The sequence below is a fragment of the Duganella sp. S19_KUP01_CR8 genome, assembly GCF_036688705.1.
In the GTDB taxonomy this organism is placed as follows: domain Bacteria; phylum Pseudomonadota; class Gammaproteobacteria; order Burkholderiales; family Burkholderiaceae_D; genus Rugamonas.
Genome location: NZ_JAQQPR010000010.1, coordinates 123,756 through 136,702 on the forward strand (window position 1 = coordinate 123,756; position 12,947 = coordinate 136,702).

The window sequence follows — 12,947 nt, forward strand, 5'->3', positions numbered from 1 at the left end:
GCCGGGTATGAACGGTCGGACAAGATACGCAACCGGCAGCAAAACCAACCAAATTCCGTGTCGTCGATTACTCATTTTTGCAGCACGCAGTTGCAGGCGCCGGACTTCGCCGTCTGCCTTCGCTTGCTGCTGCTCTCGCCCGCGCTGGAAGAGTGTGTGGTCAGGGCCGGGCTGCAGGAGTGGCTGACGCGCCAGCAGCCGTTGGCGAAGGCGGGGCCCGTGCTGGTGTCGACGGCGGTTTTCGGCTTGCTGCATATGGGCTCCGGCTGGCAGCACGCGCTGGCGGTGCTGGCGCCGGGACTGGCGCTGGCGCTGCTCTACCAGCGCAGCCGAAGCTGGACCTGGTGCGCGCTGGCGCACAGCGGCATGAATGCCTTTGCGATCTCTGTCTGCGGCTTTTAAATCAATCTTCAGGAGAGTGTCATGACAGGCTTGTTAGCAAAGGTATTCCGGCTGCGGTGGACTGCGGTCCTGCTGGTCGGTGTGATGGGGCAGGGCGCCTATGCGGCAGATGCCTTGAACGGCAAGAGCCTGTATCTGAACGGGCCGGTGTCCGGCGGCGCTTCGTGCGCCACCTGCCACAGCTCCACGCCGGCGAATAACGTCAACGGCATCCTGGCGGCGGCCAACCAGCCGTCCGTGATCCAGAACGCCATCGCCACCAACAAGGGTGGCATGGGTAGCCTGTACAACGGAAAATTCAGCGCGACGGAGCTGGCCGATTTGGCGGCCTTTATCGGCAATCCGAACGTGGTGGCCGCGCCGGCAGCCTCGCTGGCGCCGGCCAGCCTGACCTTCAGCGGCACCAGCATCGGCCAGACGGCCGGACCGCTGGCCGCCACCTTGAGCAATACCGGCAACGCCACGCTCAATATCGGCAACATCTCCATCGCCGGCGCGGCAGCGGGCGACTTCAGTGTCGCCGGCGGCAGCTGCGCCAATGGCGGCGCCGTCGCGGCGGGCGCCAGCTGCACCGTGCAAGCCAGCTTCAAGCCGACGGCGGCAGGCGCGCGCGCGGCCTCGCTGACCATCACGCACAACGCCACCGGCGGCAGCAGCAGCGTCGCGCTCAGCGGCACCGGCAACGCCACGCCGCAGGCCACCATCGCCCTGTCTGCGGCCAGCGTCAATTTCGGCACGCTGCTGACGGGCACTCCTTCCGCCGTGTCGACCATCACCGTCAGTAACAGCGGCCAGGCCGCGCTGACCTTCAGCTCCATTGCGCTGGGCGGCGCCAATGCCGGTATCTTCACGCTGGGCGGCAGCTGCGCGGTCGCCACACCGGTGCCTGCGGGCGGCAGCTGCACGGTGACGCTGCAAGCGCTGCCGGTTGCAGCCGGCGCCTTCTCCGCCAGCCTGACGCTGGCCTCCAACGCATCCAACGGCAACGCCACGGTTGGCCTGTCCGGCAGCGCCGCCACGCCGGCGCCGGCATTGACGGCCACGCCGTCGGCCATCGCCTTCGGCACGCAGACCATCGGCGCCGCCGCAGTGGCGCAGACGGTCACGCTGGCCAACACCGGCAACGTCGCCATCGGTTTGAACAACATCGGCTTGACTGGATCGGGCGCGGCCAGCTTCAGCCTGGGCGGCAGCGATTGCGGCGCCAGCCTGGCGGTGGGCGCCAGCTGCGCAGTGCCGGTGCGCTTTGCACCGACGGCGGAAGGCGCGGTCACGGCGGCGCTGGCGGTGAGCTCGAATGCGGCTGCGCTGCAAGTCGGCATCACCGGGACCGGCACCAAGCAGGCCACGGCGACGCCGCTGCTGTCCGAAGCCGGTCCGATTGTCTTCGCCGATACGCAAGTCGGCAGCAGCGCGGCGGTTCATACGACCACGTTGTCCAACAGCGGCAACGCCTCGTTGAGCATCGCCACGCTGACGCTGGGCGGCAACCAGCCGGGCGACTTCGTCCTCGGCGGCAGCTGCGTCGCCAGCGCCACCGTTGCTCCGGGCGCCAGCTGCACGCTGACCACCGCGTTCAAGCCTGTCGCCGCCGGCGCCCGCAGCGCCGACCTGCTGCTGGTGACGGACGGCGGTGCGCAGTTCCACCTGGCGTTGAAGGGCAACGGCGTGGCCGTCGTCATCACCGCGCCGACGCTGACGATAGCGCCGCAGAGCTTCGACTTCGGCGCCGTCGTCATCGGCAGCGCCGCGCCGACGCGTCGCTTCACGCTGACCAATAGCGGCGCCGCCGCCGTCACGCTGGCCAGCGCCGCCTACACCGGCCCGTTCGCCGCCGTGGCGGACAGCACTGGTTGCGCGGCCTTCCCGGTCACGCTGGCGCCGGGCGCCTCGTGCGACCTGGTGGTGGGCTACACGCCGGTCAACGCCGGCAGCAGCAGCGGCAGCGTGGTGATACAGGCCGGCGTCGCCGGCAGCAGCTGGACCATCGCGCTGAGCGGCCAGGGTACGGCGGCGGCAAGCAACGCCGCGCCGACTAACAAAGGCGGCGGCGGTTGCTCGGCCTCGGACGATGTCAACGACCCGATGATGGTGTTCCTGATCGTCGCGGCGGCCATCGCCATCGGCTGGCGCCGTCGCCAATCGAAACGCATCGGAGGCTGACATGAAACCGATATCGATCGCCATGCTGCTGGCCGCCGCGCTGGGCGCGGCCCAGGCCTGGGCACTGGAGAAGGGCGTGGCCGCGCCGCAGTTCGACCTGCAAGGGGTGGACGGCGCGGTGAAACTGGCCAGGCTGCAGGGCAAGGTGGTGTACGTGGACTTCTGGGCTTCGTGGTGTGGCCCGTGCCGCCAGTCCTTCCCGTGGATGAACGAGATGCAGGCCAAGTATGGCGCCAAGGGCTTGCAGATCGTCGGCGTCAACGTCGACGCCAACAGCGCCGATGCGCGCCAGTTCTTGACGACGACGCCGGCGCGCTTCGCCATCGGCTTCGATCCGCAGGGCGCCACGCCGCGCAGCTACGGCATCAAGGGCATGCCGAGCAGCGTGTTGATTGGGCCGGACGGCAAGGTGTTGCTGGAGCACTCCGGCTTCCGTGACACCGACCGCGCCGAGTTGGAAAGCAAAATCCAGAACGCATTGGGAGCCGTAAAATGAAATCGCTACTGTTGATCGCGCTGGCGGCCGGCCTGTCCGGCTGCGCCTCGCTGGGCAATGTGCAGCCTTGGGAAAAGGGCACGCTGGCGCGCACCGAGATGACCTTCGGCGACGGCCATATGTTCACACGCTTCGACGACCATATCTACACCAGCCGCGAGGCCTCGTCCGGCGGCGCCGGTGTGGGTGGCGGCGGTTGCGGCTGCAATTGAGGACCACCATGACGAGTAAAGAAGACCAAGCATCGGGACGCGGCCTGGCCGCCTCCATCATGACGGCGGCGCTGATGCTGCCCGGCGTGCAGGCGCATGCCGAAACGCCGCCGGCCAACGGCAACATCACGCTGGGCTATTTGAACTACAAGGACAGCCAGTCCGGCCTGGACCGCGTCACCGTGCACTCGCCGTCGGTGGCTATCACGGCGCCGGTGGCCGGTGTGTGGAGCATCGGCGCCTCGCTGGTGTCGGACGATGTGTCGGGCGCTTCGCCGCGCTACCACACGGCCATATCGGGCGCCTCGCACATGCAGGACCACCGCACGGCGGGCGACGCTTCGGCCACGCGCTACTTCGAGCGAGGCAGCGTGACCGTCGGCGCGGCGTATTCGACCGAGCACGATTACGTGTCGCGCGCACTGTCGCTGCAAGGTAGCCTGGAGAGCGAGAACAAGAACACCACGTGGACCGTCGGCCTTGGCCACTCGGACGATCGCATCGATCCCGTCAACAAGATTGTCACTAACGAGAAGAAGCGCACCAGCAGTCTGCTGCTGGGCGTGACGCAGGTGCTGACGGCCAACGACATCGCCCAGCTGACGCTGACGCACAGCGAAGGCGAGGGCTATTTCTCCGATCCGTACAAGGCGCTGGACAACCGGCCGCGCAGCCGCAACGAGAGCACGCTGCTGGCGCGCTGGAATCACCACCTGGCGTCGACCGGCGGCACCAGCCGGCTGTCCTACCGCTACTACCGCGACAGCTTCGGCGTGCGCGGACATACGCTGGGGGCCGAATATGTGCAGCCGCTGCCGCAGGGCTGGACCGTGACGCCGGAGGTGCGGCTGTATTCGCAGAGTGCGGCCAGCTTCTACTACGATCCGCTCTACGACGCGAAACTGGGCGCGCCGTTCCCGCCGGGGTACAACGGCAGCGGCTACATGTCGGCCGACCAGCGCCTGTCCGGCTTCGGCGCGGTGACGTTGGGCCTGAAGGTCAGCAAGCAGCTGGACAAGTTGTGGTCCATCGATGTGAAAGCGTCGGTGTACCAACAGCGCGGCAGCTGGCGCCTGTTCCACCAAGGCAGTCCTGGCCTGGATACGTTGCGGGCGCAGACGATACAGATAGCGATCAACCGGCAATGGTAGACGCCAAATGGTAGACGCAATCCACCGCACCACGTTCCAGGCCATGGCCAGCCGCTGCGAGTTGCGGTTCGCCGCGCCGGACGCGCAGTCGGCGGCGCTGCTGGCGCAGCAGGCCATGGACGAGGTGCTGCGGATCGAAACCAAGTACTCGCGCTATCGGCCGGACAGCATCGTCTCGCGCATCAATGCGGCGGCGGGCAAGGAGGCGGTGCGCTGCGACAGCGAGACCATGTCGCTGATGGGTTATGCGGCGGCGCTGCACGGCGTCAGCGAGGGGCTGTTCGACATCACCTCCGGCGTGCTGCGGCGGGCCTGGGATTTTCGCCAGCCCAAGGTGCCGCGCAAGGAGGTGCTGGAACCCTTGCTGGCGCTGGTCGGCTGGGACAAGGTGGATTGCGGTGCGGAGGAGGTGGCGCTGCGCCAGGCCGGCATGGAGATCGATTTCGGCGGCTTCGGCAAGGAGTATGCGGCGGACCGCGCGGCGGCGCTGCTGGCCGATGCGGGCGTCAGGCATGGCTATGTGAACCTGGGCGGCGACATGCGTTTCATTGGACCGCGCCTGAACGGGCGGCCGTGGAGCATCGGTATCCAGGACCCACGCGATCCGGACAGCGTGATCGCGAGCATACCGGTCAGCACCGGGTCGCTGGCCACCAGCGGCGATTACGAGCGCTACTTCGAGCTCGATGGGCGGCGCTACTGCCACATCCTCGACCCGCGCGATGGCATGCCGGTGCGGTATTGGCGCTCGGTCAGCGTGCTGGCGCCGATGGCGATCGCCGCCGGCAGCTGCTCGACCATCGCGATGCTGAAGCAGCAGGATGGCTTGAATTTTTTGAATGCGTCGGACATGGGGTATCTGGCCGTGAACGATCAGGGACAGATGCTGTTCAGGGATGTTTGAATAGGATGGAAATGATGAACAATTGGATGACGCGTTTGATGGCGCTGCTGGTGGCGGTGATCGCGCTGGCGACCGGTGCGCGAGCGGATGATTTCCTGGAGCCGGATCGGGCGTTCCAGCTGAAGGGTGAGCTGGTCGACGCGCACACGCTGCGGTTGTCGTGGGCGATCGCGCCGGGGTATCACTTGTACCGCGACCGTTTGAGTTTCAAAGCGGACGGCACGCAGCTGGAAGCGCCGGCGCTGCCGGCAGGGCTGCGCAAGTTCGACACCAACTTCAACAAGGAGATGGAGACTTACCAGGACAGCCTGGTGGTCAAGCTGCCGGTGACAGCGACGGCGGCGTTCACGCTGCAAGTGGGCTATCAGGGCTGCGCGGACGCGGGGCTGTGCTATTCGCCGGCGACGCAGAGCTATCGCGTCGATCCGTCGGCGCCGGGCAAGCTGGTGGCGGTCGATGCGCCGCCGGCCAGCGCTGCGGCCCCCGTCACCGCCTCCGGCGCCACGCCGGCGGCGGCGGCCACCGCGCCGGCCCACGAGGACGACAGCTCGCTCGCCCAGCGCACGCTGCAAAGCGGCAGCGCATGGCGTATCGGCCTGGCCTTCCTTGCCTTCGGCCTGCTGCTGTCGTTCACGCCGTGCGTGCTGCCGATGGTGCCCATCCTGTCTTCGATCATCGTGGGCGAGGGCGCGGTGTCGCGCGGCCGTGGCTTCACGCTGGCGCTGGCGTATTGCCTGGGCATGGCGCTGGTCTACACCTCGCTCGGCGTGGCTGCCGGCCTGGCGGGCGAAGGGCTGGCCGGCGCGCTGCAAAAGCCATGGGTGCTGCTGACGTTCGGCGCGTTGCTGGTCGGCCTGGCCTTGTCGATGTTCGACGTCTACCAGCTGCAGCTGCCGAGCGCCCTGCAAAGCCGCTTGAGCGCCACCAGCGGCAATATGGGCGGCGGCCGCTTCGCCGGCGTGTTCGTCATGGGCGCCTTGTCGGCCCTGATCGTCGGCCCGTGCGTGGCTGGCCCGCTGGCCGGTGCGCTGCTCTACATCAGCCAGACGCGCAACGTCTGGACCGGCGGCTGGGCCTTGTTCTCGATGGCGGTCGGCATGAGCGTGCCGCTGCTGCTGACCGGGATCTCGGCCGGCAGCCTGTTGCCGCGCGCCGGCGCCTGGATGAACGGTGTGAAGAAAATCTTCGGCCTGCTGCTGATCGCGGTGGCGATCTGGATGATCACGCCGGTGTTCCCTGTGACGGTGATGATGGCTTTGTGGGGCATGTTCGCGTTGTTGTGCGCCGTGTTCCTGCATGTGCTGGAGCCGCTGCCCGCCGGCGCCAAGTCCGGCTTGGGCGCCTATGTCGGCAAGACGCTGGGACTGGCGTTCCTGGTCGGCGGTTTGTTTGAACTGGCGGGCGCCGCCAGCGCCGGCCGCGACGTGCTGCAACCGCTGGGCCACCTGAGCCTCGCCCGCGCGGAAGGCGCCGCGCCGGCCGGCGATGAAATCCGCTTCAGCCGCATCAAGACCGTGGCCGAACTGGATCAGGTGCTGGCGTCGAGCACCACGCCGGTGATGCTGGACTTCTACGCCGACTGGTGCGTGTCCTGCAAGGAGATGGAGCGCTTCACCTTCTCCAAGCCAGCCGTCAGCGGCAAGTTGAAGCAGGTGCGTTTAATACAGGTGGATGTCACCGCCAACAGCGCCGACGACAAGGCCCTGATGAAGCGCTTCGGCCTGTTCGGCCCTCCGGGCATCATTTTGTTCAACGGCGGCAAGGAGATCCCCAACAGCCGCGTGATCGGCTTCCTGGCGCCCGAACCCTTCGTCCAGCACCTGAGCCGCCACCTCACTTCCTGAGCCGCTCGGCGTTATACCAGCGGCAGCGCGGTGGTGTCCTTGATGCGTTGCAGGGCGAACGAGGATTTCACGTCCAGCACCGCAGGGTGGCGCAGCAGCGTCGCCATCATGAAGCGCGAGAAGTGGTCCATGTCTTCCACGTGCACCCGCAGCAGGTAGTCCATCTCGCCCGTCATCGCATAGCAGGCCACCACTTCCGGCCACTGCTCCACCGACACCGCGAAATCCGCGCGCGGCGATACCGGCGCGTTCGGCGCGCCCAGCGCGCGGGCGTTGCTGTGCGCCGCCGCTTCGCTGTGCTTCTCCAGCCGCACGTTGACGTAGGCCAGCAGTCCCAGGCCGATCTTGTCCGGGTCCAGCAGCGCCACATATTGACGGATCACGCCCGCCTCTTCCAGCCGCTTGATGCGGCGCAGGCAGGGCGACGGCGACAGGGCCACCAGCTCCGCCACGTCCTGGTTCGACAACCGGCCGTCGGCCTGCAAAATTGACAAAATTTTACGGTCGGTTTTGTCCAGCGCAATTTTGGTCATAAATACCTCAAAAATTCATAGTTCAGGCAATATTATTGCGCAGAACCGCGATGCGTGGGAATTGTTTGCAATTTAATGCTGGGGCAGCGGGTCTATACTGTGCGCTATTCAAAGAAGGAGACTCGCATGAAATTTACGCCTTGGGACAACCCGATGGGTACCGATGGTTTTGAGTTTGTCGAATACGCCGCACCCGATCCAAAAGCTCTGGGCGCGCTGTTCGAGAGCATGGGTTTTACCGCTATCGCCCGTCACCGCCATAAGGATGTGACCCTGTATCGCCAGGGCGACATCAATTTCCTGATCAACGCCGAGCAGGACTCCTTCGCCCAGCGCTTCGCCCGCCACCACGGCCCGTCCGTGTGCGCCATCGCGATCCGCGTGCAGGATTCCGCGTTCGCCTACAAGCGCGCGCTGGAGCAGGGCGCCTGGGGTTTCGATAACAAGAACGGCCCGATGGAGCTGAACATCCCCGCCATCAAGGGCGTGGGCGATTCGCTGATCTACCTGGTCGACCGCTGGCGCGGCAAGAACGGCGGCGAGCAAGGCTCGATCGGCGACATCAGCATCTACGACGTCGACTTCGTCGCCATCCCGGGCGCGGTCGCCAATCCGGTCGGCCATGGCCTTACCTATATCGACCACCTGACCAACAACGTCCATCGCGGCCGCATGAAGGAATGGGCGGACTTCTACGAGAAGATGTTCAACTTCCGCGAAGTGCGCTACTTCGACATCGAAGGCAAGCTGACCGGCCTGAAGTCGAAGGCCATGACGTCGCCATGCGGCAAAGTGCGCATCCCGATCAATGAATCGTCGGACGACAAGTCGCAGATCGCCGAATACCTGGACGAGTACCACGGCGAAGGCATCCAGCACATCGCGCTGGGCACCGACGACATCTACTCGTCCGTCGAAGGCATGAAGAAAACCGGCATCGCCTTCCAGGACACGATCGAGACCTACTATGAACTGGTCAACCGCCGCCTGCCGAACCACGGCGAGCGCCTGGAAGACCTGCGCCGCCTGCGCATCCTGATCGACGGCCATAGCAACGACACCGAACGCGAACTGCTGCTGCAGATCTTCAGCCAGAACGTCATCGGTCCGATCTTCTTCGAGATCATCCAGCGCAAGGGCGACCAGGGCTTCGGCGAGGGTAACTTCCGCGCGCTGTTCGAATCGATCGAGCTGGATCAGATCAAGCGCGGCGTGCTGAAGGATCCTAGCGCCGCATAAGGAACTAGTGGACTGTAACGCTTAAATCGGTAGCGCCTGCCGCGCAGGCAACGCGCATGGCGGCGTTGCAAATGCTCGCGATAGCTCGCTATCGCTGCGCTTTGCGCCTTGCCCTGCACGCCGCCTGCGCGTCCTTCGCTCCCAATTTAAGCGTTACAGTCCACTGGGTGTAAAGCCGGCAGTCCCGCACAGAACGGGGCACAGGCCTGTGGTACCCTATAAAAAACCACATTTTTCCGCTCCGTCGTCTCCACAAGAGCCGGCGGATCGCGCGCTAAAGGGCCAATCCGGCCCTGTAGCGCATGGCTTAAAGAATAATGGAGACACAATGAACGCACCTCACAAGGGCTCGCAACTGGAGCCGGGCACGCACTCGGACAACGAAATTTCACTAGACGACAAGTGGACGCTGGAACGCGGCCGGGCCTTCATGACCGGCACCCAGGCCCTGATCCGTCTACCGATGATGCAGCGCGAACGGGACCTGAAGGCAGGCCTGAACACCGCCGGCTACATCACCGGCTATCGCGGTTCCCCGGTCACCAGCGTCGACATGACGGCGATGAAGGCCAAGAAGTACCTGGACGCGCACCACGTCAAGTTCCATCCGGGGATGAACGAAGACCTGGCCGCCACCGCGGTCTGGGGCACCCAGCAAACCAATCTTTTCCAGGACGCCAAATACGACGGCGTCTTCTCCATGTGGTACGGCAAAGGCCCCGGCGTCGACCGCTGCGGCGACGTCTTCAAGCATGCCAACAACGCCGGCTCCGCCAAGAACGGCGGCGTGCTGGTGCTGGCCGGCGACGACCATGCGGCCAAGTCCTCGTCCACCGCCCACCAGTCGGACCACATCCTCAACGCCTGCGGCATCCCGGTGCTGTATCCGTCGTCGGTGCAGGAATACATCGACTACGGCCTGCACGCCTGGGCCATGAGCCGTTACACCGGCCTGTGGGTATCGATGAAGTGCGTCACCGACATCATCGAATCCGGCGCCGTGGTGGACTTCGACCCGGACCGCGTCAAGATCGAACTGCCGACCGACTTCGAGCTGCCAGCCGGCGGCCTGAATATCCGCTGGCCGGACACCGTGCTCGATATGGAAGTGCGGATGAACAGCTACAAGTGGTACGCCGCACTGGCCTACTGCCGCGCGAATAAGCTGAACAAAATTATCTGGGACTCGCCGAAGCCGAAGATCGGCATCATCACCGCCGGCAAATCCTACCTGGACACGCGCCAGGCGCTGGCCGACCTGGGCATCGACGAGCAGGCCGCCGCCGACATCGGCATCCGCCTGTACAAGATCGGCATGACCTGGCCGCTGGAAGCGGACGGCGTGCACGAATTCGCCAAGGGCCTGGACGAGATCCTGGTGGTCGAAGAGAAGCGCCAGATCCTCGAATACGCGCTGAAGGAAGAGCTGTACAACCTGCCGGATGGCGAGCGTCCGCGCGTGGTCGGCAAGTTCGACGACACCGGCGAGTGGAGCAACAAGGGCAAGACCGGCCACGGCGACTGGCTGCTGCCAGCCACCTATGAGCTGAACCCGGCGCAGATCGCGCGCGCCATCGCCTCGCGCATCGCCCACTACTGCGCCGGCCATCCGGTCGTGCAGCGCGTGCAGGAGCGCGTGGCCTTCCTGGAAGCGAAGGAACTGGCGCTGAAAACGCTGTCGGTCAAACCGAATCCGCAGACCGACCGCACGCCGTTCTTCTGCTCCGGCTGCCCGCACAACTCGTCGACCAAGGTGCCGGAAGGCTCGCGCGCGCTGGCCGGCATCGGTTGCCACTACATGGTGCTGTGGATGGACCGCGAAACCTCGACCTTCACCCATATGGGCGCGGAGGGCGTGACCTGGGTAGGCCAGGCGCCGTTCACCAACGAGAAGCACGTCTTCACCAACCTGGGCGACGGCACCTACTTCCACTCCGGGATACTGGCGATCCGCGCGGCGGTGGCGGCCAAGGTCAACATCACCTACAAGATCCTGTTCAACGACGCCGTCGCCATGACCGGCGGCCAGGCCTTCGACGGTCCGCTGGACCCTGGCATGATCTCGCGCCAGATCGCCGCCGAAGGCGTCACGCCGATCATCGTCGTCACTGACGAACCGGAAAAATACCCGGCCGATTACAAATGGGCGGAAGGCGTCACCGTGCGCCATCGCAGCGAGTTGATGGACGTGCAGCGCGAACTGCGCGACAAGCCGGGCGTCTCGGCCATGATCTACGACCAGACCTGCGCCTCCGAGAAGCGTCGCCGCCGGAAGCGCAACGAGTACCCGGATCCGGCCAAGCGCGCGGTCATCAACGAAGCCGTCTGCGAAGGCTGCGGCGACTGCTCGGTGCAGTCCAACTGCCTGTCGGTGGAACCGCTGGAGACGGAACTGGGCCGCAAGCGCCAGATCAACCAGTCGTCCTGCAACAAGGACTTCTCGTGCACCACCGGTTTCTGCCCGAGCTTTGTGACGGTGGAAGGCGGGGCGCTGAAGAAGCCGAAGAAGGCCGCCGTGGGTGAAGGTCCTCAGGCCGTGCTGCCTACGCCTGTGCTGCCGTCGACGGAAACGCCGTACGGCATCCTGATCACCGGCATCGGCGGCACCGGCGTGGTAACGGTCGGCCAGATCCTGGCGGTCGCGGCTCACGTCGAAGGCAAGGGCGCCATCGTGCTGGACATGAGCGGACTGGCCCAGAAGGGCGGCCCGGTGATGTCGCACGTGCGCCTGGCGGACAAGCAGTCCGACCTGCACTCGACCCGCGTCGGCACCGGCAGCGCCGACCTGGTGGTGGGCTGCGACCTGATCGTCACCGCCTCGCGCGACGCCCTGTCGCGCATGGGCGAAGGCCGCACGCACGCGATGATCAACTCGACCGGCTCGTCGACGGCGGCGTTTGTGAAGAATCCGGACTGGCAGTTCCCGGACGCTTCCTCGCGCGGCGAAATCGTCAAGGCCTGCGGCAATGAGCTGGTGGACTTCGTCGACGCCGGCCAGATCGCCACCGCGCTGATGGGCGACTCGATCGCCACCAATATGTTCATGCTGGGTTATGCGTTCCAGAAGGGCCATGTGCCGCTGAGCGAAGCATCGCTGATCAAGGCGATCGAGCTCAATGGCGTGTCGGTGGGCTTCAACAAATCGGCCTTCAACTGGGGACGCACCGCCGCCCACGACCTGGCTTCCGTGACCAAGCTGACCACGCCGGCCAAGGTGATCGAGTTCAAACGCATCCAGACGCTGGACGACGTCGTCGCCCGCCGCGTGGAGCTGCTGACCGCCTACCAGGATGCGGATTATGCTAAACAGTATAAATCGTTCATCGACCAGGTCCGCGCGGAAGAGGCCAAGCTGGGCAAGACCACCCGCCTGAGCGAAGCCGTGGCGCGCTACTTCTACAAGCTGATGGCGTACAAGGACGAGTATGAAGTCGCGCGCCTGTACACCGACGGTGCATTCCAGCAGAAGATCGCCGGCATGTTCGAAGGCGACATCAAGCTGAAGTTCCACCTGGCGCCGCCGCTGCTGGCCAAGCACGATGCCGAAGGCCACCTGATCAAGCAGGAATTCGGCCCTTGGATGATGAAGGCGTTCGGCTTGCTGGCCAAGTTCAAAGGCCTGCGTGGCTCGAAGCTGGACATCTTCGGCTACACGGCGGAGCGCAAGATGGAACGCGCGCTGATCGGCGAGTACCGCGACACCGTGACCTCGCTGCTGCCGAAGCTGACGGCGGAGAACCTGTCGCAGGCGGTGGCCATCGCCAGCATCCCTGAAGACATCCGCGGCTACGGCCACGTGAAGGAGCGTCACTTCAAGGCGGCCAAGCAGAAGGAAGCGGCCTTGCTGGCGGCCTTCGGCAAACCGGCATCGTCCGACGCGGCGCCGCACGCAGCCTGAGTTTGACGGGCACCTGAAAAGCCGAGGCTAGTCCTCGGCTTTTTTTTGCACCAAAATAATGCATAAGTAAGGAAGAAATCATTCGTTCAGCTTTGATCCGTGGCT

10 protein-coding genes are annotated in these 12,947 nt (G+C 65.4%); 9 read left to right on the forward strand and 1 reads right to left on the reverse strand.

The features are described 5' to 3' along the window. Positions 1-57 precede the first annotated feature (57 nt). From mrtJ to dsbD, 7 genes are read left to right on the forward strand one after another with little or no spacing between them, the layout of a single operon-like run. Positions 58-402, forward strand: coding sequence for a JDVT-CTERM system glutamic-type intramembrane protease MrtJ (gene mrtJ, locus V6M89_RS12490; RefSeq protein WP_332853471.1), 345 nt, complete (start codon positions 58-60; stop codon positions 400-402). Positions 403-423: 21 nt separating this feature from the next. Continuing rightward, entirely contained in the window at positions 424-2,565 is a 2,142-nt protein-coding gene (locus V6M89_RS12495) for a choice-of-anchor D domain-containing protein (protein WP_332853472.1), read from the forward strand. A 1-nt stretch (position 2,566) separates the two neighbouring features. After that, positions 2,567-3,061: a TlpA family protein disulfide reductase gene (locus tag V6M89_RS12500; protein WP_332853473.1), complete on the forward strand. Its 495-nt coding sequence runs from the start codon at positions 2,567-2,569 to the stop codon at positions 3,059-3,061. Next, the gene (locus tag V6M89_RS12505) at positions 3,058-3,273 is read left to right on the forward strand and encodes a DUF4266 domain-containing protein (RefSeq protein WP_116993748.1); all 216 of its coding nucleotides are present in this window, start codon (positions 3,058-3,060) and stop codon (positions 3,271-3,273) included. Before V6M89_RS12500 ends, V6M89_RS12505 begins: the two co-directional genes overlap by 4 nt. Before the next feature lie 8 nt (positions 3,274-3,281). Further along, a complete protein-coding gene (locus tag V6M89_RS12510; protein WP_332853474.1) occupies positions 3,282-4,424 on the forward strand; it encodes a DUF3570 domain-containing protein in 1,143 nt (380 codons plus the stop codon). Positions 4,425-4,431: 7 nt separating this feature from the next. Beyond that, positions 4,432-5,328, forward strand: coding sequence for an FAD:protein FMN transferase (locus V6M89_RS12515; RefSeq protein WP_332853475.1), 897 nt, complete (start codon positions 4,432-4,434; stop codon positions 5,326-5,328). A gap of 11 nt (positions 5,329-5,339) precedes the next feature. Then, the gene (gene dsbD / locus V6M89_RS12520) at positions 5,340-7,172 is read left to right on the forward strand and encodes a protein-disulfide reductase DsbD (RefSeq protein ID WP_332853476.1); all 1,833 of its coding nucleotides are present in this window, start codon (positions 5,340-5,342) and stop codon (positions 7,170-7,172) included. Between the two features lie 11 nt (positions 7,173-7,183). Here dsbD and V6M89_RS12525 read toward each other — a convergent pair whose 3' ends face one another. Beyond that, entirely contained in the window at positions 7,184-7,705 is a 522-nt protein-coding gene (locus tag V6M89_RS12525; RefSeq protein ID WP_008444048.1) for an Lrp/AsnC family transcriptional regulator, read from the reverse strand. Between the two features lie 126 nt (positions 7,706-7,831). On the opposite strand from V6M89_RS12525, the gene hppD reads away from it, so the two are divergent. Together hppD and V6M89_RS12535 are read left to right on the forward strand one after the other, a co-directional pair. Further along, complete coding sequence (gene hppD / locus V6M89_RS12530) at positions 7,832-8,944, forward strand: 4-hydroxyphenylpyruvate dioxygenase (protein WP_116993752.1); 1,113 nt, start codon at positions 7,832-7,834, stop codon at positions 8,942-8,944. Between the two features lie 328 nt (positions 8,945-9,272). Continuing rightward, the gene (locus tag V6M89_RS12535) at positions 9,273-12,842 is read left to right on the forward strand and encodes an indolepyruvate ferredoxin oxidoreductase family protein (protein WP_332853477.1); all 3,570 of its coding nucleotides are present in this window, start codon (positions 9,273-9,275) and stop codon (positions 12,840-12,842) included. Positions 12,843-12,947: the final 105 nt, after the last annotated feature.

Coding starts and splice junctions, on each gene's coding strand:
- V6M89_RS12495 (WP_332853472.1), top strand. CDS start 424: ATGACAGGCTTGTTAGCAAAGGTATTCCGGCTGCGGTGGACTGCGGTC.
- V6M89_RS12500 (WP_332853473.1), top strand. CDS start 2,567: ATGAAACCGATATCGATCGCCATGCTGCTGGCCGCCGCGCTGGGCGCG.
- V6M89_RS12505 (WP_116993748.1), top strand. CDS start 3,058: ATGAAATCGCTACTGTTGATCGCGCTGGCGGCCGGCCTGTCCGGCTGC.
- V6M89_RS12510 (WP_332853474.1), top strand. CDS start 3,282: ATGACGAGTAAAGAAGACCAAGCATCGGGACGCGGCCTGGCCGCCTCC.
- V6M89_RS12515 (WP_332853475.1), top strand. CDS start 4,432: ATGGTAGACGCAATCCACCGCACCACGTTCCAGGCCATGGCCAGCCGC.
- dsbD (WP_332853476.1), top strand. CDS start 5,340: ATGATGAACAATTGGATGACGCGTTTGATGGCGCTGCTGGTGGCGGTG.
- V6M89_RS12525 (WP_008444048.1), bottom strand. CDS start 7,705: ATGACCAAAATTGCGCTGGACAAAACCGACCGTAAAATTTTGTCAATT.
- hppD (WP_116993752.1), top strand. CDS start 7,832: ATGAAATTTACGCCTTGGGACAACCCGATGGGTACCGATGGTTTTGAG.
- V6M89_RS12535 (WP_332853477.1), top strand. CDS start 9,273: ATGAACGCACCTCACAAGGGCTCGCAACTGGAGCCGGGCACGCACTCG.